Source organism: Corynebacterium sp. BF-R-2 (genome assembly GCF_024586525.1).
GTDB lineage: Bacteria > Actinomycetota > Actinomycetes > Mycobacteriales > Mycobacteriaceae > Corynebacterium > Corynebacterium singulare.
In genome coordinates this window covers 39,032-62,978 of sequence record NZ_JAMFTP010000012.1, presented here as the reverse complement: position 1 = coordinate 62,978, position 23,947 = coordinate 39,032, and the positions used below count along the sequence as shown (strand labels likewise).

General features: G+C 60.4%; 26 protein-coding genes. 17 read left to right on the top strand and 9 right to left on the bottom strand.

The window, feature by feature from the left end:
- Positions 1 to 32 precede the first annotated feature (32 nt).
- Entirely contained in the window at positions 33 to 947 is a 915-nt protein-coding gene (locus M5J09_RS09855; protein WP_042529611.1) for a DUF559 domain-containing protein, read from the bottom strand.
- Between the two features lie 259 nt (positions 948 to 1,206).
- Positions 1,207 to 2,382, bottom strand: a complete 1,176-nt coding sequence (locus M5J09_RS09850; RefSeq protein WP_257157722.1) for an acyl-CoA dehydrogenase family protein — start codon at positions 2,380 to 2,382, stop codon at positions 1,207 to 1,209.
- A 121-nt stretch (positions 2,383 to 2,503) separates the two neighbouring features.
- Between M5J09_RS09850 and M5J09_RS09845 the strand changes: the two genes are divergently transcribed.
- On the top strand, positions 2,504 to 3,061 hold the full coding sequence (locus tag M5J09_RS09845) for a TetR/AcrR family transcriptional regulator (protein ID WP_042529608.1): 558 nt from the start codon (positions 2,504 to 2,506) through the stop codon (positions 3,059 to 3,061).
- On the opposite strand, the gene M5J09_RS09840 is transcribed toward M5J09_RS09845, so the two are convergent.
- Positions 3,058 to 4,107 carry a hypothetical protein gene (locus M5J09_RS09840; RefSeq protein ID WP_257157721.1) on the bottom strand — a complete coding sequence of 350 codons (1,050 nt, stop codon included), beginning with the start codon at positions 4,105 to 4,107 and terminating at the stop codon, positions 3,058 to 3,060. The genes M5J09_RS09845 and M5J09_RS09840 overlap by 4 nt on opposite strands.
- Positions 4,100 to 4,594 carry a sigma-70 family RNA polymerase sigma factor gene (locus M5J09_RS09835; protein WP_239180066.1) on the bottom strand — a complete coding sequence of 165 codons (495 nt, stop codon included), beginning with the start codon at positions 4,592 to 4,594 and terminating at the stop codon, positions 4,100 to 4,102. Before M5J09_RS09835 ends, M5J09_RS09840 begins: the two co-directional genes overlap by 8 nt.
- 162 nt (positions 4,595 to 4,756) lie before the next feature.
- Here M5J09_RS09835 and M5J09_RS09830 point away from each other — a divergent pair, with 162 nt between their 5' ends.
- From M5J09_RS09830 to M5J09_RS09820, 3 genes are read left to right on the top strand one after another with little or no spacing between them, the layout of a single operon-like run.
- Positions 4,757 to 5,239 carry a hypothetical protein gene (locus M5J09_RS09830; protein ID WP_257157720.1) on the top strand — a complete coding sequence of 161 codons (483 nt, stop codon included), beginning with the start codon at positions 4,757 to 4,759 and terminating at the stop codon, positions 5,237 to 5,239.
- A gap of 18 nt (positions 5,240 to 5,257) precedes the next feature.
- A complete protein-coding gene (locus tag M5J09_RS09825) occupies positions 5,258 to 6,298 on the top strand; it encodes a ribonuclease HI (protein WP_042529599.1) in 1,041 nt (346 codons plus the stop codon).
- A 38-nt stretch (positions 6,299 to 6,336) separates the two neighbouring features.
- Positions 6,337 to 6,759, top strand: a complete 423-nt coding sequence (locus M5J09_RS09820; RefSeq protein WP_257157719.1) for a hypothetical protein — start codon at positions 6,337 to 6,339, stop codon at positions 6,757 to 6,759.
- Here M5J09_RS09820 and M5J09_RS09815 read toward each other — a convergent pair.
- Complete coding sequence (locus tag M5J09_RS09815; RefSeq protein ID WP_257157718.1) at positions 6,746 to 7,219, bottom strand: YdcF family protein; 474 nt, start codon at positions 7,217 to 7,219, stop codon at positions 6,746 to 6,748. The two genes, M5J09_RS09820 and M5J09_RS09815, sit on opposite strands and share 14 nt — an antisense overlap.
- A 31-nt stretch (positions 7,220 to 7,250) precedes the next feature.
- On the opposite strand from M5J09_RS09815, the gene M5J09_RS09810 reads away from it, so the two are divergent.
- The gene (locus tag M5J09_RS09810; protein ID WP_257157717.1) at positions 7,251 to 8,141 is read left to right on the top strand and encodes a ribokinase; all 891 of its coding nucleotides are present in this window, start codon (positions 7,251 to 7,253) and stop codon (positions 8,139 to 8,141) included.
- Here M5J09_RS09810 and purE read toward each other — a convergent pair whose 3' ends face one another.
- Together purE and M5J09_RS09800 are read right to left on the bottom strand one after the other, a co-directional pair.
- Complete coding sequence (gene purE, locus M5J09_RS09805) at positions 8,142 to 8,642, bottom strand: 5-(carboxyamino)imidazole ribonucleotide mutase (protein WP_070537803.1); 501 nt, start codon at positions 8,640 to 8,642, stop codon at positions 8,142 to 8,144. It abuts the gene before it with no gap.
- 12 nt (positions 8,643 to 8,654) lie between these two features.
- Positions 8,655 to 9,932, bottom strand: a complete 1,278-nt coding sequence (locus M5J09_RS09800; RefSeq protein WP_257157716.1) for a 5-(carboxyamino)imidazole ribonucleotide synthase — start codon at positions 9,930 to 9,932, stop codon at positions 8,655 to 8,657.
- On the opposite strand from M5J09_RS09800, the gene budA reads away from it, so the two are divergent.
- Entirely contained in the window at positions 9,918 to 10,637 is a 720-nt protein-coding gene (budA, locus tag M5J09_RS09795; protein ID WP_257157715.1) for an acetolactate decarboxylase, read from the top strand. The two genes, M5J09_RS09800 and budA, sit on opposite strands and share 15 nt — an antisense overlap.
- Here the strand turns inward: budA and M5J09_RS09790 are convergent.
- Together M5J09_RS09790 and M5J09_RS09785 are read right to left on the bottom strand one after the other, a co-directional pair.
- Positions 10,634 to 11,077: a hypothetical protein gene (locus tag M5J09_RS09790; RefSeq protein WP_257157770.1), complete on the bottom strand. Its 444-nt coding sequence runs from the start codon at positions 11,075 to 11,077 to the stop codon at positions 10,634 to 10,636. The two genes, budA and M5J09_RS09790, sit on opposite strands and share 4 nt — an antisense overlap.
- Positions 11,078 to 11,363: 286 nt before the next feature.
- Entirely contained in the window at positions 11,364 to 12,224 is an 861-nt protein-coding gene (locus tag M5J09_RS09785; RefSeq protein WP_257157714.1) for a biotin--[acetyl-CoA-carboxylase] ligase, read from the bottom strand.
- Positions 12,225 to 12,299: 75 nt separating this feature from the next.
- On the opposite strand from M5J09_RS09785, the gene M5J09_RS09780 reads away from it, so the two are divergent.
- The 11 genes from M5J09_RS09780 (at position 12,300) to M5J09_RS09730 (ending at position 23,945) form a co-directional block, all read left to right on the top strand.
- Complete coding sequence (locus M5J09_RS09780; RefSeq protein ID WP_239180079.1) at positions 12,300 to 13,289, top strand: ABC transporter ATP-binding protein; 990 nt, start codon at positions 12,300 to 12,302, stop codon at positions 13,287 to 13,289.
- A gap of 114 nt (positions 13,290 to 13,403) precedes the next feature.
- Positions 13,404 to 14,696, top strand: coding sequence for an ABC transporter substrate-binding protein (locus tag M5J09_RS09775; RefSeq protein ID WP_257157713.1), 1,293 nt, complete (start codon positions 13,404 to 13,406; stop codon positions 14,694 to 14,696).
- 173 nt (positions 14,697 to 14,869) lie between these two features.
- The gene (locus M5J09_RS09770; protein ID WP_042529582.1) at positions 14,870 to 15,844 is read left to right on the top strand and encodes a carbohydrate ABC transporter permease; all 975 of its coding nucleotides are present in this window, start codon (positions 14,870 to 14,872) and stop codon (positions 15,842 to 15,844) included.
- 4 nt (positions 15,845 to 15,848) lie between these two features.
- Positions 15,849 to 16,670, top strand: a complete 822-nt coding sequence (locus M5J09_RS09765; protein WP_042529580.1) for a carbohydrate ABC transporter permease — start codon at positions 15,849 to 15,851, stop codon at positions 16,668 to 16,670.
- Entirely contained in the window at positions 16,670 to 16,855 is a 186-nt protein-coding gene (locus M5J09_RS09760) for a hypothetical protein (RefSeq protein ID WP_042529578.1), read from the top strand. The genes M5J09_RS09765 and M5J09_RS09760 overlap by 1 nt, the downstream gene beginning before the upstream one ends.
- Positions 16,852 to 18,354, top strand: coding sequence for a maltose alpha-D-glucosyltransferase (treS, locus tag M5J09_RS09755; protein WP_257157712.1), 1,503 nt, complete (start codon positions 16,852 to 16,854; stop codon positions 18,352 to 18,354). Before M5J09_RS09760 ends, treS begins: the two co-directional genes overlap by 4 nt.
- Positions 18,355 to 18,628: 274 nt before the next feature.
- A complete protein-coding gene (locus tag M5J09_RS09750) occupies positions 18,629 to 19,918 on the top strand; it encodes an inorganic phosphate transporter (protein WP_042529574.1) in 1,290 nt (429 codons plus the stop codon).
- An 11-nt stretch (positions 19,919 to 19,929) separates the two neighbouring features.
- Positions 19,930 to 20,232 carry a hypothetical protein gene (locus tag M5J09_RS09745; protein ID WP_042529573.1) on the top strand — a complete coding sequence of 101 codons (303 nt, stop codon included), beginning with the start codon at positions 19,930 to 19,932 and terminating at the stop codon, positions 20,230 to 20,232.
- A 224-nt stretch (positions 20,233 to 20,456) separates the two neighbouring features.
- The gene (locus tag M5J09_RS09740; RefSeq protein WP_257157711.1) at positions 20,457 to 20,708 is read left to right on the top strand and encodes a hypothetical protein; all 252 of its coding nucleotides are present in this window, start codon (positions 20,457 to 20,459) and stop codon (positions 20,706 to 20,708) included.
- A gap of 243 nt (positions 20,709 to 20,951) precedes the next feature.
- On the top strand, positions 20,952 to 22,565 hold the full coding sequence (locus tag M5J09_RS09735) for an acyl-CoA carboxylase subunit beta (protein WP_070537818.1): 1,614 nt from the start codon (positions 20,952 to 20,954) through the stop codon (positions 22,563 to 22,565).
- A gap of 48 nt (positions 22,566 to 22,613) precedes the next feature.
- Positions 22,614 to 23,945 carry a carboxyl transferase domain-containing protein gene (locus tag M5J09_RS09730; RefSeq protein WP_239180087.1) on the top strand — a complete coding sequence of 444 codons (1,332 nt, stop codon included), beginning with the start codon at positions 22,614 to 22,616 and terminating at the stop codon, positions 23,943 to 23,945.
- Positions 23,946 to 23,947: the final 2 nt, after the last annotated feature.

Here is a 23,947-nt window from a genome sequence, read left to right as displayed (position 1 = left end):
TGCTTGATGAGGCTCGCTTTCCACCCCAACCACTATGCGCTGCGGCGCAACCTCACAGCCTTGAGCGCTGCCCGCACCTCACTGACCACTCGAGGCCTTTCATAAAGCAATTCGCTCGGGGAATACCGCAAGACAACAAAGCCTAGATTCTGGATGTGCTTTTCACGCTGCCGCTCCGCTCGGATGACCTCGTCCACCGGTTTGCCGTACGTGGTTCCGTCATATTTCACATGCCCATCAATCTCAATGACAACGGCATCATCGATACATAGGTCCACCCTGTACCCGTTCGCAAAAGAATACTGAGCAATGATCTTGCTTCCTAGCCCTTCAGCTATGAGAATTCCGCGAGCGTACGACTCATAAGGCGACTCAGCCAGCGCAGATGCGAACTGAACTGCCAACCTCGCCCGTGCTATTCCCTTGGCACGGCTTAGCTGCAGCACCATGCCGCTTAGCTCATCGTGGGTCACCAGCTTGTGCACCAGCGCTGAGTCCATCGCCATGATTCCTTCTTCCAAGGACACCATTCGCGCGATGTCAACGCACGTCCGCGCGACGTTGGTACTCCTCACACCATCAACGTCCACGATGTGTTCTGCCGGCAGCCACATTTTCCTGTAGCGGACTCGCGGATCCTGGGCAGCTTTTGTGGGAAGAGACTTTGATTTCCTCACCAGCGTGATGGATTCGTTCTTCGGCGGCAGGACCCAAAGTCCAAGCAGCCTTGCTGCTGATTTTCCGGCAACCACGGCCTTAGATGTTCCTCGCGCTATGGCAGTTATGTCTACCACCTTCCTGCGAAAAGAAGGTAGCTGTTTATACTTTTCGGCGGGATAGGCAAACCACGTAGTAATTCGGACGAGGTCACCCGTGGCAATCTTCTGCCACGTCGGATCATGCTGGGGAAGAGTTCGAAGGTAAATGAGTTGAGCTAAGTCTGTCATATCTCAACTGTTAGACGAGCAGCCTCCGTCCATCCAGAGCCTCCTCCAAAACCTGTGGATAACTGGTTGACCGTATCAACATAACGGGCTATAAGGTCCCTCTTCGGTGGTCTCTTTAGTTTGGTCCCTTAACTCCGAAAAGGGACCATCTACGACCATAGATACTCAGCCAAATGGTCCCTTTACCAAGCAAAGGGACCAAAGTAAGAGGACCAAACCAGAGGGGCCACCAAGCGAGCCTTCCCCCGCGCACGCTGGGCTACTTATACGCCGAGAAGCCCGTAATCTTCTTGCCCATGATGAGGGACTGCACGGTATCGGTGCCTTCATAGGTGTGCATGGCCTCGATGTCCGCGAAGTGGCGGGCGATGTCGTTTTCCAGCAGGATGCCCACTCCACCGAGCATGTCGCGGGCATCAGCGGCGATGCGGCGGGCCGCGCGGGTGTTGTGAAGCTTAGCCGCCGAGGCTTGCTCCGGGGCCAAGGTGCCAGCATCCTCGCGCTGGGAGACCTCGCGGCAGGTGAGCATCATCTGGCTGAGATCGAGGACCATGTTGGCCAAGCGCTGCTGAATAATCTGCGCCTTGGCCAGCTCGCGGCCGAACTGGACGCGTTCGAGTACGTAGGAGCGGGCAATCTCGTAGCAGGCGACGGCGGAGCCGAGCGCCATCCAGGACACACCGATGCGGGTAGCGGTGAGCACGCGAGAAACATCCTTGAAGCTGCGACAACCTGGAAGCTGGTTGGCGGCGGGGATGCGGCAATCCTTTAGCGTGATGTGTGCCTGGTGGATGGCGCGAAGAGAAAGCTTGCCCTCAATCACGGTGGCGGAGTAGCCGGGAGTCTCCTGTGGGACGATGAAACCGCTGACGTTGCCGTCTTCCATGCGGGCGTAGATGATGGTGATTCCGCCGGAAGCGCCGTTGCCAATCCACTTCTTTTCGCCGTTGAGGACCCACTCGTCGCCATCACGAACCGCGGTGGTTTCCAAGGCGATGGAATCCGAACCGTGGTCCGGTTCGGTGAGGCCAAAAGCACCGAGCAGAGAGCACGAGGCCATCTGCGGCAAATACTCAGATTTCTGCTCCTCCGAGCCCAGCATCGCAATCGAGCGCATGGCCAAACCTGCTTGAACTGCGATGACCGTTCCCATCGAGGCGTCTGCGCGGGTAATTTCCATGAGCGTCAATCCTGCCTCGAGGGTGGACATCTTCTTGTGGCCGTCGACAGCCAGCCCATCCGTCATCACGTCCAGAGAACCCAAGCGTGAGACCAGGTCCAGCGGGTACTCGGAGGCTTGCCAGTGCTTGTTGATCACCGGGTCGGAGTACTCGCGGAACTGAGCCGCGCGCTCCCAGCCCTCGGCGTCGGACGAGGACAGATCGTCGAAGACGCCGAGGAAGTCGGTGGTGCGCTCGAAGAGGTTGTGGGACATGGTTGCTTCTCCAGGTAATACGAATGACTATTAGCCTCAATTGTGACCTGACTCTCGCCCCCCTGTCAAGCAGCTGCCCTGTACACTAACCACCATTAGCCACAAAGAGGAGGACGCCACAATGGCCAACCAGAAACGCCGCGACCAGATCGCCGCCGCCGCGCTCGACCTCTTCGACCAACGCGGCTACCACGCCACCGGCATGGAGGACATCGCCAAGGCCGTCGGCATGCGCGCCTCCAGCCTTTATAACCACTTTTCCTCAAAGCAGGAGCTTCTCGCCGAGGTCACCATCACCGCCATGGAGGATCTCCTCCGCGCCAACGCTGCCGGGCTGGCGGGACTGAAAGAACCGCGCGAAAAGCTCGTCGCCACGATGAAAGCGCACGTTGTCTACCACGCCACCCATGCCCGGCGCGTCCGCGTGGTCAACAACGAGCTCACTAACCTCGAAGAGCCCCATAAGTCGGTGGTCCTCCAGCTACGCCGCGACTATGTGGCACGCTGGATGGCCGTGGTCAACGAGGGCGATTTCCATGCCGAAAGCCTCAAAATCGCCTGCTGGGCACTCATCGATATGGGCATCGGCGTAGCCCAATGGTTCTCCCCCGACGGTGATCTCACCGCCGAGGAATTGGGCGAGATGTATGGCCAGTTCGCCCTGCGCCAGCTCACCTAAGGCGCGCAGCCGATGGCCTGCTCCTCTTCGCGCCCATCCTCGTACTGCACTCGGACACGGGAGTACACCTCAGCGTGGTAGCCGCACGCCTCGCGCTTATCGACGACCACCTTAACCTTCTCTTCCTTAAACGTTCCCTCCGCGCAGTTCGGGTCACAGTCATTCTCGATGGCCACACCATCCGCCTCCGCAGTTTCTGCACCCCAGTTTGACCACTTCAGCTGGTTGACCAAGTAGTTGTTGTCGGCGCACGCTAGCGAGATTCGTTCGGGCCCGTCGAGGCCCGTCACGGAGACGCAGTCCAGGATGGCGGTGGCATCGACGGTGGTTTCCACGTCTGGGCCCACGAGGCCAACAACGCGCACGAGCTGTCCGGTGGCTGGGAGGACGGAGAAGCTGACATGGTCGGAATCGCGAATCACGGTGACCAGCTCGTCCTCCCCCTCGCCTTCGACGCTACCGACGTCGTTGCCGTCAGTATCCGCGAGGATCTCGTAGGTGATCTTCTGCTGATCGCTGGTCAGACCGGGTTGGAGCAGGAGCTCCAGCGCACCGAGCGCACGGTTGGGGAAGGTATCAGCCAGCTTTTCCAACCCGGCGCGGTCAGTCGCGATGACCAGATCTTCCGGGTCCACCGAAGGCTGCGGGTCAAAGCCGGGGACCTCGCCTTGCGAGGACACCTCAACGGCACCACCCGCGTCCACCGAATATTCGGTTACCGCCATGGCATCGCCCACCGTGTCCACTCGCTTCATGTACTCCTTCGCCGTGACGCCTTTATCCAGAGCATCAGGCTGAGCGCCAGCCGCCTCGCCGGCTTGGGTCAGGATCTCCGAGGCGGAGGCCACCGGCTCCGAGTTATTGAGCAGCGGAATCGCGCCGCCCACCAGCGCCAGGACCGCTACGCCGGCTGCGGCATAGGTCCACGTCGGACGCCCCTTCGTGATGCGGGCGAGGGTGGCTTCGGAGTGCTTGAGGGAATCGTCGGAAAGCGAGGCGTCCGGTACGGGGTTCGCCGCACGGAGCCGGTCGAGAGAGTTAGACATCGGATTCTCCTGTGAGTTCGGATAGATGAGTACGGGCGCGGTGTAGACGCACGCGGACGTTGGTGCGGGAAATGCCCAGAACTTCGGCTATTTCCGGGTGGTCGAGCCCCTCCCACGCATGGAGGGTCAGTATTTCCTGCTCGGCGGAGGGCAAGCGCAGGAAGGCCTCACTGATATCGAGGCTTAAGTCGACGGCGTCGTAGCCGGCGTAGGACTCCAGCTCGTGGTCGTCGAGGTTCTCCGTCTCGCGGCGCGTTCGGTAGAACTCGCGCATGACGTTGCGGGCGATGCCATACAACCAGGGCAGCGGCGTGCCACGCAGCGAGTCGAAGCCGGTCCAGGCCCGCTCAAAGACGTCAGCAGCCAGCTCTTCGGCATGGCTTGGTGGAACGCGGCGGCGAAGGTAGGCCAGCACCGCCGGGTAATGCTCACGGAACAGCCGGGAGAATTCCCGCTTCCGCGAACCAGGCAAAGAAAAAACAGTCACTAAAACTCCAGATTACTGATGGGCTCACTGGGTATGTGACGGTTCGGTGCCCAGCGTTACAGCCGCACAGTAAACTCGCGGACATGTTCTCTCTTCTCAAGGCCTATGGCCTCCTGCCCTGGTGGAGCCAGACGTTTTCTGATCAGCAGCGCAATCGCATCCTTGCCGCGATACCCGGCCTCAGAGTTGCTCGCCGCGCTTCTTACGGGTGCCCTCGATGCGATGGCGTGGAAGGAAGCACTGCTCATCGCCGATAAGTTGGAGTCCAACGCACCGCTTTCCCCTATTTTGCAGCGTGCCCGCGCTGAGGCGGAGCGCCACCTCACCACTGCCCCGCGCGGCGATAATCCTTTTGAGCAGACCCCACACCGCTCCGAAACGGTACCCGCACGGTTCCTGGCGTCCCGCATTGCCGAGCTTAACGACGGTGAGCGTTGCCACATTGCGCTTGACGACGTCCTCGTCGATCCCTCCGACCACGCCTTCCTCCGTGCCCGCGCGGTCGCGGTCTCAGAGGAGACAGGGCTTGAAGTGTCCTATGGCCCAGAGGGCTATACGCTAACGATTACCCGGCCGGTTCTGCTGAAGCGGGTGGCTTCTGTGGGTGAGGAACTGCCCGTGGCTTGGGTCGTGGACCGCTCCTAATGGTTTACTGATAGGGATATGGAACCACTCGAGCTCTCTGCCCTCACGGGCAACCAGTCGCGAACGTACGGCACCCGCAAGATCACCAAAGACATGGTCTCGGCGCCGGTGCACGTGGCGATCGCCCTGTGGGATGAACGCTGGGATTCCGCGGAGGGCGGGACTATCGACGGCTGGGTCATCGCCGTCAACACCAAAGACACCCGTTTCGTGCGCAAGGGGAACATTCGCCAGGGCGACATCGTTGAGGTAGCCGTTCGCGAGTTTGAGAAGGCCACGAAGAACATCAAGGGCCGCACGTGGATCGTCACGGGACGCCGTCAAACCGCTCTGCGCTCCGCGCTCGAGGAGCGCGGCTATAGCGTGACGGGAAGCTTTGCGGAGGAGAATAGGGCGTCGAGAAGCGCGAGCTCCGTACGACGCAAAGAGGCAGGCATCACCGCGCGCCGAGCCAAGAAGGAAGGCGAGGCTCCCCGCAAGAAGCAAGCCATAAAGGTGGAGACCCCCAAGGCACACTGGTGGCCGAATTTTTCCACGGCCTCCTCGTGGCCGGACGGCGCCACGGTGCGCATCGCGACGGACGCATCCTCCGACACCGTGTTCAAAGGCTCGATGTGCTTCGTGGCGGGCAACGGCGATTACCGCCTGCGCACCCGCGAAACCTCTGCGAGCACCGATGAGCTGGAGCTCGAATCCCTCACCCTAGCGCTGAAATACCTGCTCAAGGTCGGCGCCACCAAGGCCATCATCGAGTCTGACTCCGTTGCCGCCCTCGACGCGGTGAAGCAAATTCGGACAAAGGGCTCAAAAGCAGTGCGTTCGCGGGGCGTGTGGCGCGGGCTTTCCTCGGGTTCGCGCTCGCGCTTCCAGCAGGCCTGGAAAGATGTTGAGGGCGTCTGCGATGTCACGATTCGCCGCGTACTGGGCCATGCGGGCGACCCGCTCAACCGGGCCGCCGACCAGATTGCGTACATGGGACTGCGCGCCATCGCACATCCCCGGAAACAATCGCAGCCCACGCTCAAGGAGGGCATCACCAAAGCCCTGTCGAAGCTCTAATTCGGGGTGTGGCCGGCCCCTAGCCTAGGGTGAACCGTATGACCAATCCCTTTGACTCAAACCCCTTCGAGGAGTTGGACGAGCCTTCTCGTGGCCGCGGGGTTAATCCTTTCGCCGAGTCCTATGCGGAGCCTCTCGAAGAGCCGCAGCGTACCGACACACCTGCTCCTGTATCGGACCACACCCCAGCCCCGGCCCCAGCAGCAGACCCAGCCCCGGCCTCAGCGGGCTCAATTCACCAATTTTCTTTCGTCAAAGCCGCCCTGAGTGCTTTCTCGGTTCTCATTGGTCTCAACGCAATTGGTGAAACCGAAGTGCTCTGGGGCATCGGATTTGGCCTGCCCGGTGCCTGGTACTTCATCAAGTCCCTGCAGCAAAAAGCCAACCCAACCCAGCCGCAGAAGCGCCACTGGTTCGTCATTTGGCTCATCGCGATTCTGCTGATCATTATCGGCAGCTAGTCTTTAGTCCCACCACGCGCCGCCAGACAATCCGCAGCAGCGAGTGCGGAGTCGCCACCACTTCACGCAGGTAGTTCCACACCCGCGCTTCCTTGGGAGTGCGAACTCCGTGCACACGAACGCGAATCCCCAGGTGCCAGGCCCAGATACGCGTGCGCAGAACGTGAAAGTCATTCGTCACGACACGAAAATACGCATACTCCGGGCACAGCGCATGGGCGCGTTCGAGGTTTTCATTCGTGCTGGTCGCCATCGGTTCCACAAGGATTCGCCCAGCAGCAACTCCACGCGCGATGAGGTAGCGCGCCATCGGCTCTGCTTCCCCGAAGCCGGATACGATGACAGGCTCATCCGGCATCATGCGGGCCGCCACCACCGCGCGGTCGAGGCGGCTGCGTAGCAGAGAACCCGGCTCGCCGCCCTCGACGCGCGCGCCCAACACCAGAACCGGAAACTGCATGGCTGCTAGCTTAGCGTGCATACTGGTCAGCATGAACATGTGCGTAGTCGGGTCCATCAACGCAGACCTCGTGGTCCATACCTCGCGGCATCCCAAGCCGGGCGAAACACTCCTGGGCCATGGCGGCGAGATTAATGCAGGTGGCAAAGGCGCGAATCAGGCGGTAGCGGCCGCGCTATTGGGCGCTCGTGTCAGCTTTGTGGGCGCGGTGGGCAGCGATGCCTACGCAGCACCTGCCATGCATTACCTTGAGGCCAGCGGCGTGAACCTCGAGCATGTTGCGCGCACAGACGAGGTGACCGGCCTGGCCGTCATTACTGTGGACGAGCAGGGTGAGAACACCATCATCGTGGTGCCGGGAGCCAATGCGCTTGTCGACGCCCCCTTCGTCACCACCCACTCCTCCCCCATCGCCGCAGCGGAGCTGGTTCTGCTGCAGGGCGAAATTCCCGCTGATGGTTTTGCCCAGGCCATCGCGCTGGCCACGGGCAGGGTTGTGGTAAACCTCGCGCCGGTCGTGGAAGTGGACAACGAGGCACTTCTGCGTGCCGATCCCCTGCTGGCCAATGAACATGAGGCAGGGCTCATCTTGGAGCAGCTCGGTTTCAGTGCTGAGGGCTCGCCCGTGGATCTGGCGCAGCGTTTGCGCGATGCCGGGTTCGCGTCAGTCGTGTTAACGCTCGGCGCGCGCGGCGCGCTGGTGGCAGACGATGACCTCACAGAGATTGCTTCACCGCAGGTCACACCCGTGGATACGACGGGCGCGGGCGATGCCTTCGCTGGCGCGCTGTGCGCGCGACTTCTGAAGGGAGATTCGCTGGTGGAGGCAGCGCGCTATGCCACCCGGGTCGGGGCCTTCGCCGTGACGGGCTCGGGCGCCCAGGCCTCCTACCCTCATCGTGAAGCAGAGCTGCCCAGCTAATTACTCTCCGAGAAGCTGAGAACGCAGGTTCGCGTCCTTCTTCTCCACCTCGGCGGCCATGTTCTCCTGGTAGGCAAGCATCTTGTCCACCAATGCTGGGTCACCAGCAGACAAGATACGCACGGCAAGCAGGCCGGCATTCTTGGCACCGCCAATCGACACGGTAGCTACCGGCACGCCGCCCGGCATCTGCACGATAGAGAGCAGGGAGTCGAGGCCATCAAGGTCCTTGAGCGCACGCGGGATGCCGATGACCGGCAGCGGCGTGGCCGCAGCGACCATGCCCGGCAGGTGCGCGGCACCGCCTGCGCAGGCGATGATGGCCTTCAGCCCGCGCTCGTGCGCGGACTTGGCATAGGCCAGCATCTTTTCCGGGGTGCGGTGAGCGCTCACCACGCCCACTTCGAAGGGGACGCCGAATTCAGCGAGCACCTCAGCTGCGGGCTTAACTGTGGGCCAGTCGGAATCAGAGCCCATGATCAGGCCAACGAGCGGTTCCATGACTTCTCTCCTTTAAACGTTGGAATCCTCCGCCCACTGCGCGTGGACGAGGAAATGGGCGGCGTCGTGCGCACGACGCCGTGTCTCTTCGACGTCCTCGCCGACGACATTGACGTGGCCAATTTTGCGACCAGCCTTGTGGTCCTTGCCGTAGAGGTGGACCTTGGCCTCTGGGTAGCGCTCCATGACGTTGCGGACGCGATCGGGCATCGACATGGCCGGGTCTTCGTCGGCTCCCAGCACGTTGGACATGACGGTAATCGGAGCCAGCGGCTCGGTAGAGCCCAGCGGCAAGTCCAAAACCGCGCGCAGGTGCTGCTCAAACTGCGAGGTTACGCAGCCATCCTGGGTCCAGTGGCCAGTATTGTGCGGGCGCATGGCCAGCTCGTTAACGGCGATATCCTCCTCCACCACCATGCCGGGGGCACCGGAGGCAGACGCGATAATGGCGCCCGCATCCTGCTTAGCACCAAAAGCGAAGAGTTCAACGGCCAGAACGCCGGTCACTCCGAGCTCGGTGGCAACCTGGATACCGACCTGCAGAGCTCGCTCGGTCAGCTCCGGCGAGAGGTTCGGGGCTGGGGCAAAAGCCTCGGCACAAATACCCTCGCGCTGCACAGACTCCGTCACCGGCCATGCCTTCACCTCACCGGAGGGGCGGCGAGCCACGAGCACAGACAGCTCCCGAGTCAGAGCGACCTTTTCCTCGGCCATGAGCGGAGTATCCGCGGAAAGAAGCTCTTCTACCAGCGGTTCCAGCTCCTCGGCAGAGGGGAACCACACGCCGTGGCCGTCATAGCCACCGCGGCGGGCCTTGAGGCACACGCGGCCTTCGACCAGCTCGGCGAAAGCGCGGGCATCCTCCACCGACTCGATGGCGGCGAAGCGCGGCACCGGGGCACCCAAGTCGGAGAGCTTCTGGCGCATGAGCAGCTTGTCTTGCGCGTAGAGGAGGGCGGAAGGTTGAGGTTGGACGTTGTAGGAGGCGTCGATAAGCGCGCGCACATGCTCCGTCGGCACGTGCTCGTGTTCAAAGGTCACAGCATCGGCGCCTTCGGCAGCCTTCGTCAGCACCTCATAGTCGTGGTAGTCACCGAGGACGACGTCCGGGATGACCTGCGCGGCGGACTTATCCGGCGCGGATGTCAGGAGGCGCAGATGGATATCGAGCTCAGCGGCGGCCGGCTGCATCATGCGCGCAAGCTGGCCGTCTCCAAAAACAGTCACGGTTGGTTTATGTTGTTCACTCACCCCTTCAATACTAGCCTTGAGGCCATGATCGTCCGGCATACCATCTTTCAGAACTCCCTCATGACCGCCCTGTTGGACGGCATTTATGACGGCGAGATGACCATCGGTGAGCTCTTAGGCAAGGGCAATTTCGGCATCGGCACCTTCGATGCGCTGGATGGAGAGATGATTATCCTCGACGGCGTCTGCTACCAACTGCGCGGGGACGGTACTGCGACGGTCGCCGATCTGGACCAAGGAACCCCCTTCGCAGTGGCCACGAACTTTGCCCCCCGTATTAAGGTGGCCGCACCCAAGGGATTGAAGCGCGAGGAGCTCTCCGCCTTCATCGATGAGCTCGAGCCCTCCGCCAACTTCATGTACGCGGTGCGCATCACCGGACGGTTCAGCAACGTGGTTACCCGCACGGTGGTCAAGCAGAGCAAGCCCTATCCCCCGTTGAAACAAGCGGTGGGCGGCGATAAGGAGCTGCGCTTTAGCGACGTTGAAGGCACCATCGGCGGTTTCCGCACCCCGGTCTTTGAAAAAGGAATTTCAGTACCCGGATGCCACGTGCACTTTATCGACGCCGAGCGCACCTCCGGTGGACACGTGCTGGACTACACGGTGGATGAGGCCACCATTGAGCTCTGCCCCGGCACGGACCTCGATCTGCGCTTGCCGCTGACCCACGAGTTCCGCTCCGCCAACCTGGCCCCTGATGACCTGGACCAGCAGCTACACACAACGGAGATTAAGGACTAACCCCAGACCGGTTTTTCGTTGAGGATGTCCTCGACGCGCCTGGCTTTGGGGATGGACGGGAAATACATCGGCTTCTCGTATCCGTGAAGTGCCAGCGAAATCCCACCGCGGCGACGGCGGGCACCACGGATATCCGTGAGAGGGATGGAATCTACGCGCTTGCCGTCGCGGGCGATGACGCGCAGGTTGGTCACAATGAAGCGCTTACGGCGGGCTTTCACCAAGGGGAGGACAAAGCGCCAGGCAGCAAGCAGGGCCCAGATAACTACTAAACCATTGCGAAGCGCCAAGTCAATGCCGTTATAGTCGCACCAGCCGATGGCAATCCACGCCACGCCTGTAACCACAATGAGCTCAAGAAACGGGAACAGCAGCGTGCGAAACGGTGCTGTCATATCTGCGCGGACCACTTCGCCGCGGCCCATCTGCATGAGGTTCATGGGGCTCATGATACCCACCTGCTCACACAAGCCGACTGTGCGGCACTCAGTTCATGGTGGTGCAGAGGGGCACCTGCTTAGCGCCTCCCGCGGGGCATCTTCCGCAGGGCATCTTCTACAGGGCATCTTCTAAACGGCATCAGTCAAAGGGCATTTTTACCTCTAAAAACGCCTTGTGGGGTCTCCATATGGCGTTTTAAGGAAAGAAAACGCCCTTTGAGAGATGCCTTTGAGCGAATGCCTCATAGAGAGGACGCGTGCTTGACGACGCCCCGCCCGACCAAAGCTACTGCGCAGCGGGCCGCAGGTGAATGACATCGCCGGCGGAGTAGTATTCGCCACCAACATTGATGCGGCCATCATCGGCCACACCCTCAACGGTGCCGGTGACGTTACCGGCTGGAGCCTCGAGCCGGACCTCCTGGCCGATGGACGAGCACACCGTGCGATAGTCCGCCATGAGCTGCGGGTCCTGCTTCTCCCACTGGCTAATGCGGCGGTGTAGGTTCTTCAGCACGGTGATGGCGAGCTCCGTGCGGTCGGTGTCGCGTCCCTCGAGCGCTAGGGAGGTCGCAGCCTCGATGGGCAGCTCCTCGCGACTCAGGGTGACGTTAATGCCCATGCCCACGACAACGCGCGCGGACGGCGGGGTAGCCGCTTGGGTCTTGGGTGCCACCTCGGCCTTGTTGATTTCCGCCTTGGCGACCTCAGCCTTCGACACTTCAGCCTTGGAGACCTCAGTCTTCGGCGCGGACTTGAAGGCCTCGCCCACTGGGCCGGCTTCAGCGAGGATGCCGCACAGCTTCTTGCCGTCGATGTGCACGTCATTCGGCCATTTGAGGACGGCACCGTCGACGGAGTCGGTCACAGCGAGGCCCGCTGCCAGCGGCAGGGTGCCCAAGTGGTCGAGCGAATCCGGAAGAATAAGTACAGAGAAAATGAGCTGCGAGCCGGCTGGGCTGACCCAGTGACGGCCCAAGCGGCCTTTGCCAGCAAGTTGCTCATTAGCTAGCAGCACCGTGCCATCAGCCACCTTGTCCGCCTGCATGAGGTCGGTATTGGTAGAGCCAGTGGACTCGGTGTACTCGATGACGGCGAAGTCTTCCGCCAAGGCTTCGCGGATACGATCCATATCTAAAGCTGTCATGCTGCCTGATCCTACTCGCTGCCTCACAGCTCGAACCTGCGCCGTGGTGTCCGTGCCGAGTGTTAGGGTTACTGCATGGCAAAGGTCACTTTTGAGAACGTCGGCATCACCTATCCGCGTGCCGAGAACCCCACGGTGAAGGACCTCAACCTGGAGATCGCCGATGGCGAGTTCCTGGTCCTCGTCGGCCCTTCTGGTTGCGGTAAATCCACCACGCTGCGCGCGTTGGCCGGTTTGGAACCGGTCTCCAGCGGCCGCATCCTCATCGATGACAAGGATGTCACCGGTCTCGAGCCGGGCGAGCGTGACATCGCGATGGTCTTCCAAAACTACGCGCTCTACCCGCACCTCACCGTGGCGGAAAACATGGGCTTCGCCCTCAAGCTGGCCAAGCGCCCTAAGGCAGAGATCAAAGCCAAAGTGGAGGAAGCCGCGAAGACCCTCGGTCTGACCGAATACCTCAAGCGCAAGCCTAAGGATCTCTCTGGCGGCCAGCGCCAGCGAGTGGCCATGGGCCGAGCCATCGTGCGCAACCCCAAAGTCTTCCTCATGGACGAGCCGCTCTCCAACCTGGATGCCAAGTTGCGTGTGCAAACCCGCGCGGAACTGGCCAGCCTCCAGCAGCGCCTCGGCACCACGACTGTCTACGTCACGCATGATCAGGTCGAGGCCATGACCATGGGGGATCGCGTCGCTGTGCTCAAGGACGGCGTGCTCCAACAGGTAGCCCCGCCGCGTGAACTGTACGATGCTCCCGCTAACGAGTTCGTCGCCGGTTTTATCGGCTCGCCAGCCATGAACATCTTTAACTACAACGGCGGCCGGATCGGCGTGCGCCCGGAGAAGATGTTCATCAACAAGGGCCCACTGGGCTTCCCTGGTGTCGTGGATTTCGTCGAAGAGCTTGGAGCGGAGTCCTTCGTGTATGTCACCGTGGGCGAACAGCGCTTCGTCGCTCGTGCCCGCGGGGAGGTTCCGACACGCGGCGAAGAAGTCGTGCTCAGCTTCAACCCGCGCGAGGCACACCGCTTTGACCCCGAGACTGGGGATCGCATTAACAACTAACAGGGGGTAGCTTTCACCCCCGCGGAAAGTCAAATAAATGTCAAAACCGCTTGCGGAGTGGATCTGATCCCCTATTTTGAAGTCACCAGAAGTTTTCCGAAAGGTGAATACTCTATGAAGAAGCCGTTTCTCCACAGCTCCCTGCGCACTGTCCGTCGCGGTGTCGTCGTCACCACAGCAGCACTTGCACTGACCTTGACGGGCTGCTCGTCGAGCGATGAGGGATCGTCGTCAAGCACTGGCTCCGAGGCCGCCTCCACGGACGGCGGTGACGGCCGCGGCCCGATCACCTTTGCCATGGGCAAGAACGATACTGACAAGATCACGCCCATCATTGAGGCATGGAACGCCGAGCACCCGGATGAGAAGGTTGAACTCAAGGAGCTCGCTGGCGAGGCAGACGCGCAGCGCGAAACCCTCGTGCAGTCCCTGCAGGCAGGAAACTCTGACTATGACGTCATGGCGCTCGACGTCGTGTGGACCGCTGACTTTGCTGCTAACCAGTGGCTCGCCCCGCTGACCGGTGACCTTGAGGTTGACACCTCTGACCTTCTGCAGCCCACCGTGGATTCCGCCACCTACAACGGCACCCTCTACGCTCTGCCGCAGAACACCAACGGCCAGCTGCTTTTCCGCAACACCGACTTGGCTGACAAGGCTCCGGAGAAGTTCGCCGACATCACCTCCGCGTGTGAGGCCTTCAAGGAGAACACCTCCTGCCTGACCACGCAGCTTAAGCAGTATGAGGGCCTGACTGTGAATACCGCTGGCTTCATCGAGGGCTGGGGCGGCTCCATTCTGGATGAGCAGGGCAATGTCACCGTCGATTCGGATGAGGCCAAGGAGGGCCTGCAGGCGCTTGTTGACGCCTACGAGGACGGCACCATCTCCAAGGACTCCACCGCCGCAACGGAAGAGGAGACCAACCTGGCCTTCACCGAGGGCAAGACGGCCTTCGCCATCAACTGGCCGTACATGTACACCAACGCTGAGGAAAAGGGCATCAAGTTCGAGGTCCAGCCGCTGGTGGGCAAAGATGGTGTTGGTGTCTCCACCCTGGGTGGCTACAACAACGGCATCAACATCAACTCCGAGCACAAGGCCACGGCCCTGGACTTCATGAAGTTCATCATCAACGAGGAGAACCAGAAGTCCTTCGCCGAGGCTTCCTTCCCGCCGGTGCTGGCGTCCATCTACGATGACGACTCCTTGGTCGAGGAATTCCCGTACCTCCCAGCCCTGAAGGAGTCCCTGGAGAATGCAGCTCCGCGCCCAGTCTCCCCGTTCTACACCGCCATTTCCAAGGCCGTGCAGGATAACGCCTACGCCGCACTGACCGCCGGCAAGTCCGTCGATGACGCATCGAAGGACATGAAGGCCGCTATCGAGGCAGCGTCGCAGGGTTAATTCTGCCCGCGAGCTTGGGGCGCGAGTGAGTCCGCTGAGACTTGCCCGCGCCCCTTTCTGCGATCTGGGTGCACAGCGGCCTTGAGCATCATGTCCGAGTCACCCGCTATGATTTCCACAACTACCCCCTTATATTCCCGATAAACTTCACAACGTAGAAAGGCAGGCATCGCATGGCTGGTACACCGCGTACTGCGCAATCACGCAAGCAGTATCTGCAAGCAGCCGGGCTCATTGCACCAGCGCTCATTGCGTTGGCCGTGGTGATCGGCTACCCCATCGTGCGCGCTGTCATGTTGTCCTTCCAGGGCAATAAGCGTCTCAACCCCACCACGGGCGTGTTTGAGGAAGGCTCCTTCGCGGGCCTCGAGAACTACCTTTATTGGATCTCAAACAAATGCATGTCCGCCACCGGCCAGGCTACGACGTGCCCGGATGGTGTTATTGCCACAGACTTCTGGCCGGCACTGAAAATTACGCTTTTCTTCACCGTGGTTACCGTGGCCTTGGAGACCGTCCTCGGCATGTTCATGGCGCTCGTCATGAACGGCGAGTACCGCGGTCGCGGCCTCGTTCGCGCGGCCGTGCTCATCCCATGGGCCATTCCAACCGCTGTGACGGCAAAGCTGTGGCAGTTCATGTTTGCCCCGGATGGCATCGTCAACTCGCTCATTGGTGAGCGCATTGCGTGGACAACGGACCCTTTCTACGCACGCCTCGCAGTCATCATCGCGGATGTGTGGAAGACTGCGCCGTTTATGGCCCTCCTCATCCTGGCGGGCCTGCAAATGATTCCGCGGGATGTCTATGATGCCGCCCGTGTCGACGGCGCTTCCCGTATCCAGACCTTCTTTACCATCACCCTTCCACTGGTGAAGCCGGCACTGATGGTGGCGGTTCTCTTCCGTACCCTCGACGCGCTGCGTATGTACGACCTACCTGTCATCATGATTTCGGCGTCCTCCAATTCCCCCACCGCCACGATTTCTCAGCTCGTTGTTGAGGATATGCGCCAGGGCCATTTCAACTCGGCTTCCGCTCTGTCCACGCTCATCTTCCTCTTGATTTTCGCCGTGGCATTCATTCTCGTGCGCTTCCTGGGCGCTGATATCTCAGGAGCTACCCGTGAGAAGAAGGATAAGGAGTAACCCCATGAAAAAGTTTGGCCACTACCTTGGCATCCTCTTCATCATGTTTTGGGGCCTCGCACCGTTTTACTGGATGGTCGTCACCGCCCTGCGCGATAAGGCCCACACCTTCGACACCACGCCGTGGCCCACACATGTCACCCTAGATAACTTCCGTGACGCGCTAGCAACGGATAAGGGCAATGACTTCCTCAATGCCCTAGGTAACTCCCTGCTCATCTCCCTAGCTACCACCGCGGTGGCCGTACTCATTGGCGTGTTTACCGCTTATGCCTTGGCGCGGTATGACTTTCCCGGAAAAGGTGTGGTCACAGGCATTATCCTGGCCGCTTCCATGTTCCCCGCCATTGCTCTGGTTACCCCGCTCTTCCAGTTGTTCGGTGACCTCAACTGGATTGGCACCTACCGCGCGATGATCATCCCGAATATCTCGTTCGCGCTGCCGCTGACGGTCTATACGCTCCTGAGTTTCTTCCGCCAGCTGCCATGGGAATTGGAGGAAGCCGCGCGGGTGGACGGGGCTTCACGAAGCCAGGCCTTCCGCCTCGTGCTCTTACCCCTCGCCGCGCCGGCGCTGTTCACCACCGCCATCATCGCATTCATCACGACGTGGAACGAGTTCATGCTGGCCAAGCAGCTGTCAACGACCGGCACAGAGCCCGTCACCGTGGCCATCGCACGTTTCTCTGGCCCCTCGGCCTTCGAGTACCCCTACGCTGCCACGATGGCGGCCGGCGCATTGGTGACGATTCCGCTCATCATCATGGTGCTCATTTTCCAGCACCGCATCGTCGCTGGCCTGACCGCCGGAGGTGTCAAGGCCTAATGCGCCGTGCACTGCTCTGGGACACCGCGCTAGGATTCATCGGTTTCTTCGCCTTCCTCGCGCTTGTGCAGGCAGTTCTCAATCTTTTCCAGCCCTCCCCCGCCCTCTGGCCGGGGTTCCTTGCCGGCGCACTCGTGCTGGCGGAGTACCTCCTATGGCGGGCTAAACAAAAGGATCTCCGATGAGCTGGCACCATAACGCCATCTTCTACCAAGCCCTTGTGGGCTCTTACAAAGATACCCACGGCGAAGGCGTCGGCACCCTGCGCGGCGTCATTGAGAAGCTTGATTACCTCAAGTGGTTGGGCGTCGATTGCCTGTGGCTCTCGCCGTTCTACGCCTCGCCGCTGCGGGACGACGGCTATGACATTGCTGATTACTACTCCATCCACCCGGATTATGGAACGATGGATGACTTCGACGAGCTCGTCGACCAGCTCCATGCGCGCGGCATGCGTCTCATGACGGACTTGGCCTTCAACCACACATCGAGCGATCACCCGTGGTTCCAAGCCTCCCGCACCGACCCGAACGGGCCTTACGGTGACTACTACGTGTGGGGTGATGACCCGCAGCGCTACCCCGAAATCCGGATCATCTTCACCGATACTGAGACCTCCAACTGGGCGTGGGATCCGGAGCGCAAGCAGTATTATTTCCACCGCTTCTACTCGCACCAGCCCGATCTCAACTATGACAACCCGAAGGTGCACGAGGAAGTTTTCAACATCCTCTCCTTCTGGTTGGACAAGGGGGTGGACGGCTTCCGCCTCGATGCGATTGCGTATCTCTATGAACGCGATGGGTTGGGCGGCGAGTCCCTCCCTGAAACAGTCGAGTTTGTCGAAAAGGTCCGCGCCTTCCTCGATGAGAACTATCCCGAGGCCATCATGATCGCGGAAGCCAACCAGCCGCCGGAAGAGACCATGGAGTTTTATGGCTCGGGCAATCGCTTCCACATGGTGTTCAACTTCCCGGTGATGCCGCGGTTGTACCAGGCGCTAGCGCTTGGCGACGCCACCCCGGTGTACGACATCATGGATGAACTCCCCGAGCTGCCACAGGGCTGCCAGTGGGGCACGTTCCTGCGCAACCATGACGAGCTGACACTGGAGATGGTCAGTGAAGACCAGCGCGCCATCATGTACGGGCACTATCTGCCAGATGATCAGATGCGTGCCCACGTGGGCATCGCTCGGCGCCTAGCTCCTTTGCTAGGCAACGATTACCGCAAGATTGAGCTCTTCTACTCACTGCTCATGACGCTGCCGGGCGCACCGTTCCTCTATTACGGCGATGAGATCGGCATGAACGATGCCCCCGAGCTGCCCGACCGAGATGCAGTACGCACACCCATGCAGTGGGAGCCGGGCGAGGGCGCTGGTTTCAGTACAGCCGCGCACACCCGCCGTCCCATCGTCGGTGGCGTGGGGATTTCGGTGGAGGAGCAGCTTGCCGACGACGCCTCTCTCCTCCACCGCCTGCGCGGTCTCGTTCAGCAGCGCAAGGCACATCCGGAACTCGGCACCGCGCCTTTCGAGGCGGTGGAAACGGGCCATGCTGGTGTGTTGGGTTTCCAGCGCGGCGAGTTACTGTGTCTGCATAACTTCACCGAGCACACTGTGGATCTGGGACCCGTGGATCTGGGACCTTTTGGTTATGCGTGGCTTCCTGTGGAGGTCTAACCCGCTCACCCACGTTCGGTAAATGAACAGTAAACTCTACATGTACGGATGCGTAAACTTTCAAAATTTTATATAGCTTTATGACCAATTAATCAAACATAATTTGTGTTTTCGCAGGTAGGGGCCTATAACCATCATAGTTGGCCCACCACCTCGTTAGGACTAGTGTTTTCCCCGGTTAGCATGCATTTCGAGGCACCACCTTCTGCAACGAGTGCACCACACGCTGGCCTTTTTGTAGATTGGTCCCCTAGTCCTGAAAGGGCTCCCGCACGTGTCAGCGACACTCATCATTCTCGCCATCGTGGTGATTACCGCCTTGGCCTTTGACTTCACCAATGGTTTTCATGACACCGCCAACGCCATGGCCACATCCATCGCCACCGGTGCCCTTAAGCCATTTACAGCAGTAGCCATTTCCGCAGTCCTTAACCTCGTCGGCGCGTTCCTGTCCGTGAACGTTGCTGCGACGGTGGCCAAGGGAATTGTGAATCTCGATTCCTACGATATGTCTGTCCCTGCCGATGGCGACGCCCTCCTCATGGTTGTCTTTACCGGCCTGATTGGCGGCATTTCCTGGAACCTCTTCACCTGGCTGCTGGGAATGCCTTCTTCGTCCTCCCACGCTCTGTTCGGCGGACTCATCGGCGCCGCCTTCGCAGCCCTCGGCACGGGCGGTGTGGCATGGTCTTCCATCGTCGGCAAGATCATTATCCCAGCTGTTGCCTCCCCCTTCATTGCCGCCATGGTTTCGGCCTGCGGCACCGCACTGGTCTACTGGGTAACGAATACCATCCCCGAAAAAGTTAAGAACGAACACTTCCGCCACGGCCAGATCGTCACCGCCTGCTTGGTTTCCCTGGCGCACGGTACCGGCGATGCCCAGAAAACCATGGGCGTTATCTTCCTCGCCCTCGTCGCTGCCGGTGAGGCCAACTCTGATGCACGCATTCCGACGTGGGTTATCATCGCCTGTGCCGTAGCCATTGCAGCCGGCACGATGTCTGGCGGTTGGCGCGTCATCCGCACCCTGGGCAAGGGCCTCGTTGAGATCGAATCCCCGCAGGGCATGGCCGCCGAGGCAACGTCTGCTGCCATCATTTTGACCTCCGCCACCGGCGGCATGGCACTGTCGACAACCCACGTGTCCACAGGCTCTATTCTGGGTACCGGCTTGGGACGCAAGGGCGCACAGGTTCGCTGGGGTGTGGCCATGCGCATGGCTGCCGCATGGCTCATCACTCTGCCGTGTGCAGCGTTCGTTGGATTCGCCACCTGGTGGATTGCTGAAGGCGTCTCCACCGTTTCCACCACAATGGTCGGTGCCATTGTTGACCTCGTCCTCCTCCTCGGCATGGTCGCCCTTATCCTCATGCGCGCACGCCGCAACCCAGTCGACGCCAAGAACGTCAACGATGATTGGGATGCCGAGGCCGAGTCCGTCGATTCCTCGATGTCCCCGCGCGAAAAGGTCGCCGCTGGCGCCGCGGTTGGAAACTCTCCTGGCGCCGCCAACGCCGTCAACGATGTCGTCGATGACAGTTCCACCCTCAAGGACAGCTAAGGATCCCGATCATGACCGCACTAGAAATTCTCACCGCCATCATTCGCGTTGCCGCTCTGGCTCTGGCATTTGGCGCAGGTATCCCGCTCCTGTTTGCGTTGGGCATGCGCTGTATGACCGGCGATCCGATTCGTAACACCGAAGGTGTCGTCATCGATGACACCGAAGCATCTCCTCAGATGAAGCTTCTAGGCTGGACCGTCTACGCGGTCCTTGCCCTCTTCATCCTCGTGGCCATTACATGGATTGCCAAGGACTCCATCCACCACTACTTTGGGCTTGAACTCTTCCCGGGCCTCAAGGGCGGACACTAACCCCCCTACCGACGCTCGCCGCCAAGGGCGGCCGCTCCTCCCCACTCTGCAGGAGGCGCGGTCGCCCTTTCGTTATGCATGTCACACCCAAGTAAGATGAACTAAAAGTTAACTACACGTGAACCAAATGTAGCATTCTAGCCCGTTCAGCGATATAGTGGGTGCATCCCCATGATACGGAGAGGCGCATCATTACAACACAAATAAGAGAGAGGTGAGTACACATGAATGCCTTAACTGGATTTATTTCAGCCATCACCAACACATTCAAGAGTGCCACCGGCACCGGCCTTGACACCATTGCCGCCACCCCCCTCCCGGCAATGATTGCCGAGGATCTACTCAAGCACGACCTAATCCCTGCAACCCGCACCGATATCGAAGAAACCTACGCAGCGCTCGCGGGAGACTTCCCCCGCGAGGGTGACCTCGCCGAGGCAGAACTCTTCCTTCATAGCTTCGGCTGGCTTGCGTAGCCCCACGAGAAATACACAACCTGAAGCCTCGGCCTACCTCCTAGGTCGAGGCTTTCCCCTTTCCACCAACGCCCGTCACCCCCCAAACCACACTCATTACACTGACACAATGAACTCAACGCGCCATTCGCGAGGAAAACCTCATCTTTCGCACCGCCATAACCTGCACAAACGAGAATTGTGAGGCAAATCACTCGCGCGCCACTATACGTTCCTACCCAAAACTTTTCTACACTGCCGAACATGACTATTTCCTCACATTTGTCAGAGCTGGATTCCCTCAGCGCCGACACCACCGCAGGCAAGATCGCTGAATTCAAGAGGCGTCGTGAAGCAGCGGCCCAACCCATGGGCGAAAAAGCCCACGAGAAGGTCCACGCACAAGGCCGCCTCACTGCCCGGGAGCGCTTGGACTACCTCCTCGATGAAGGTTCTTTCGTGGAGACCGACATGCTCGCCGTTCACCGCACTATGGACTTCGGCATGGGAAAGAAGCGCCCGCTGACCGATGGCATCGTCACCGGCTGGGGAACTATCGACGGCCGCGAAGTCTGCATCTTCTCCCAGGATGGAACCGTCTTCGGCGGTGCTCTCGGCGAAGTCTACGGCGAGAAAATGATCAAAATCATGGAGCTCTCCATCACCACCGGCCGCCCCCTTATCGGCCTGTACGAGGGGGCTGGTGCTCGCATTCAAGATGGCGCCGTGTCCCTGGACTGGATTGCCAAGACCTTTTACCAGAACGTCAAGGCCTCCGGCGTCGTCCCCCAAATCTCCGTCATCATGGGCGCCTGTGCCGGTGGCAATGCCTACTCCCCTGCTCTTACTGACTTCGTAGTGATGGTGGACAAAAAGTCTAAGATGTTCGTCACTGGCCCGGACGTCATTAAGACCGTCACCGGCGAAGAAGTCAGCCAGGAAGAACTCGGCGGCGCCGGCGTCCACATGCACAAATCCGGCACCTCGCACTACACCGCGGCCACCGATGAAGAAGCCTTGGACTGGGTCCATGATCTGCTGACCTATCTGCCCTCCAACAACCGGCAGCTAACTCCAGCGGAGCCCTATGATGAGCTCGGCGAAGAAACCGTCGATGACCTCAGGCTGGATGACATCATCCCAGATTCCCCGAACCAGCCCTATGACGTCAAGGAGGTCATCGAGGCGCTCACGGATGACGGCGATTACTTGGAAATTCAAGCCGAGCGTGCCGATAACGTGGTCACTGCTTTTGGCCGCATTGAGGGCCACACTGTAGGTTTCGTGGCCAATCAGCCGCAGGTCTTCGCCGGTTGTCTGGATATCGATTCTTCAGAGAAGGCTGCCCGTTTCGTGCGCACTTGTGATGCTTTTAATATCCCCATCGTCATGTTGGTTGACGTCCCTGGTTTCCTTCCCGGTGCTGATCAGGAACACGATGGCATCCTGCGTCGCGGCGCTAAGCTGCTCTACGCCTATGCCGAGGCCACTGTCCCAAAGATCACCGTCACCCTGCGCAAAGCTTATGGCGGCGCCTACTGCGTGATGGGTTCCAAGGGATTGGGAGCAGACGTCAACCTGGCCTGGCCCACCGCCCAGATCGCAGTCATGGGCGCGGCAGGTGCCGTCGGCTTTATCTACCGCAAGGAGATCAAGGCCGCCCACGAGAAAGGCCTCGACGTGGCTGAGCTCACCAAGTCCTTCGAGCGCGAGTACGAGGATCACATGCTCAACCCCTATAAGGCTGCAGAGCGTGGGCTTCTCGACGCCGTCATTCTCCCCTCCGAAACCCGCAGCACCATCGCCAAGAATCTGCGCTTCTTCGCGGATAAGACTGTGCCACGCCCGTCTCGCAAGCATGGCAACATTCCACTGTAAACGGCACGCCTTAAAGCGCACGGCTGCGCTGTATTACACTAGTGTCCCATGACTGACTTGAAGACGACCGCTGGCAAGATCGAGGACTTGGACGCGAAGCTTACCGAGTCCCGCGCGCCGCAGGGAGAGGTTCCCGCTGCCCGCAGCGCCATCGAGGCACTCTTTGATGCCGGCTCCTTCGTGGAGACTGACGCGCTGGCACGCCACCGCTCCACCGACTTCGGCCGTGAGCACATCCGCCCCTACACCGATGGTGTCGTCACTGGTTTCGGCACCGTCGATGGGCGCAAGGTCTGCGCCTACGCCCAGGACGCCTCGCTTTTCGACGGCACCATGGGCGAGGTTTACGGCGAAAAGGTCACCAAGCTCTATGACCTGGCAATTAAAACCGGCGTGCCTATCGTCGCGCTCGTCGCTAGCGATAAGCCGCGCGCTCAGGAAGGCATTGTGTCCTCAGCCATGCAGGCGCGAATTCTTGCTCGTGCCACCACGGCATCCGGCCTCATCCCGCAGGTCACTGCGGTCTACGCGGACACGAAGGATGCCTCACTCATCGCAGCGCTCTCCGATATCGTCATTGCTCCCGACGGCGATCTCCAGGCTGAAGGTGAGCACGAGGTGAACGTCGTCAAGCGCGTGCTCTCCTACCTGCCTTCGAATAACCGCGCAGCTGCTCCCCGTACTGAGGCCACCATCGTCTCCGGTTCGGTCGAGGCCAACATTAACGAGGCCGACCGCGCACTCGATACCCTTGTGGCCGACGATGGCACCATTGACCTAGCTGATGTTGTCACTGCCACCTGTGAGGATGTCTATGAACTCACATCCCAGGTGCGTGGCATCTTCACTGGTTTCGGCCGCATTGAGGGACGTACGGTGGGCATCATTGCTAACCGTGACACGGTCGATGCTGCTGCCGCCGCCAAGGCCGCGCGTTTTATCCGCCTGTGTGATGCTTTCAACACCCCCATCATCGAGTTCGTCGATTCCCCGGCCCTCGAGGTGGAGAAGGCCGCCCTGGCCAAGCTCGTCCATGCGTACTCAGCTGCCGACGTGGGCAAAATCAGCGTCATTGTGCGCCGCGCTCACGGCACGGGTTACATCGCTTTCGGTTCCAAGGACCTTGGCGCAGACCTTTCGTATGCGTGGCCAACAGCAGAGATTGCCGTGGCCGACGGCCCTGCGCTGGCCTCTGAGCTGGAGCTCAGCGAGGAAGATGCAGCCGACTACCTGACCCCCTACCAGGCAGCTGAGCGCGGCCTCGTCGACTCCGTTATTACGCCAGCAGCCACGCGTGGTTCCCTCATCGAAGGACTTCGCCTGCTGGACCGCAAGATTGTCCCAACCCTGCCGAAGAAGCACGGCAACATCGTTTTGTAAAG

Excerpts from the sequence above, each read along its gene's own strand:
- M5J09_RS09855 (WP_042529611.1), bottom strand. The coding sequence starts at position 947 with ATGACAGACTTAGCTCAACTCATTTACCTTCGAACTCTTCCCCAGCAT.
- M5J09_RS09850 (WP_257157722.1), bottom strand. The coding sequence starts at position 2,382 with ATGTCCCACAACCTCTTCGAGCGCACCACCGACTTCCTCGGCGTCTTC.
- M5J09_RS09845 (WP_042529608.1), top strand. The coding sequence starts at position 2,504 with ATGGCCAACCAGAAACGCCGCGACCAGATCGCCGCCGCCGCGCTCGAC.
- M5J09_RS09840 (WP_257157721.1), bottom strand. The coding sequence starts at position 4,107 with ATGTCTAACTCTCTCGACCGGCTCCGTGCGGCGAACCCCGTACCGGAC.
- M5J09_RS09825 (WP_042529599.1), top strand. The coding sequence starts at position 5,258 with ATGGAACCACTCGAGCTCTCTGCCCTCACGGGCAACCAGTCGCGAACG.
- M5J09_RS09820 (WP_257157719.1), top strand. The coding sequence starts at position 6,337 with ATGACCAATCCCTTTGACTCAAACCCCTTCGAGGAGTTGGACGAGCCT.
- M5J09_RS09815 (WP_257157718.1), bottom strand. The coding sequence starts at position 7,219 with ATGCAGTTTCCGGTTCTGGTGTTGGGCGCGCGCGTCGAGGGCGGCGAG.
- M5J09_RS09810 (WP_257157717.1), top strand. The coding sequence starts at position 7,251 with ATGAACATGTGCGTAGTCGGGTCCATCAACGCAGACCTCGTGGTCCAT.
- purE (WP_070537803.1), bottom strand. The coding sequence starts at position 8,642 with ATGGAACCGCTCGTTGGCCTGATCATGGGCTCTGATTCCGACTGGCCC.
- budA (WP_257157715.1), top strand. The coding sequence starts at position 9,918 with ATGATCGTCCGGCATACCATCTTTCAGAACTCCCTCATGACCGCCCTG.
- M5J09_RS09800 (WP_257157716.1), bottom strand. The coding sequence starts at position 9,932 with ATGCCGGACGATCATGGCCTCAAGGCTAGTATTGAAGGGGTGAGTGAA.
- M5J09_RS09790 (WP_257157770.1), bottom strand. The coding sequence starts at position 11,077 with ATGAACCTCATGCAGATGGGCCGCGGCGAAGTGGTCCGCGCAGATATG.
- M5J09_RS09785 (WP_257157714.1), bottom strand. The coding sequence starts at position 12,224 with ATGACAGCTTTAGATATGGATCGTATCCGCGAAGCCTTGGCGGAAGAC.
- M5J09_RS09780 (WP_239180079.1), top strand. The coding sequence starts at position 12,300 with ATGGCAAAGGTCACTTTTGAGAACGTCGGCATCACCTATCCGCGTGCC.
- M5J09_RS09775 (WP_257157713.1), top strand. The coding sequence starts at position 13,404 with ATGAAGAAGCCGTTTCTCCACAGCTCCCTGCGCACTGTCCGTCGCGGT.
- M5J09_RS09770 (WP_042529582.1), top strand. The coding sequence starts at position 14,870 with ATGGCTGGTACACCGCGTACTGCGCAATCACGCAAGCAGTATCTGCAA.
- M5J09_RS09765 (WP_042529580.1), top strand. The coding sequence starts at position 15,849 with ATGAAAAAGTTTGGCCACTACCTTGGCATCCTCTTCATCATGTTTTGG.
- M5J09_RS09760 (WP_042529578.1), top strand. The coding sequence starts at position 16,670 with ATGCGCCGTGCACTGCTCTGGGACACCGCGCTAGGATTCATCGGTTTC.
- treS (WP_257157712.1), top strand. The coding sequence starts at position 16,852 with ATGAGCTGGCACCATAACGCCATCTTCTACCAAGCCCTTGTGGGCTCT.
- M5J09_RS09745 (WP_042529573.1), top strand. The coding sequence starts at position 19,930 with ATGACCGCACTAGAAATTCTCACCGCCATCATTCGCGTTGCCGCTCTG.
- M5J09_RS09740 (WP_257157711.1), top strand. The coding sequence starts at position 20,457 with ATGAATGCCTTAACTGGATTTATTTCAGCCATCACCAACACATTCAAG.
- M5J09_RS09735 (WP_070537818.1), top strand. The coding sequence starts at position 20,952 with ATGACTATTTCCTCACATTTGTCAGAGCTGGATTCCCTCAGCGCCGAC.
- M5J09_RS09730 (WP_239180087.1), top strand. The coding sequence starts at position 22,614 with ATGACTGACTTGAAGACGACCGCTGGCAAGATCGAGGACTTGGACGCG.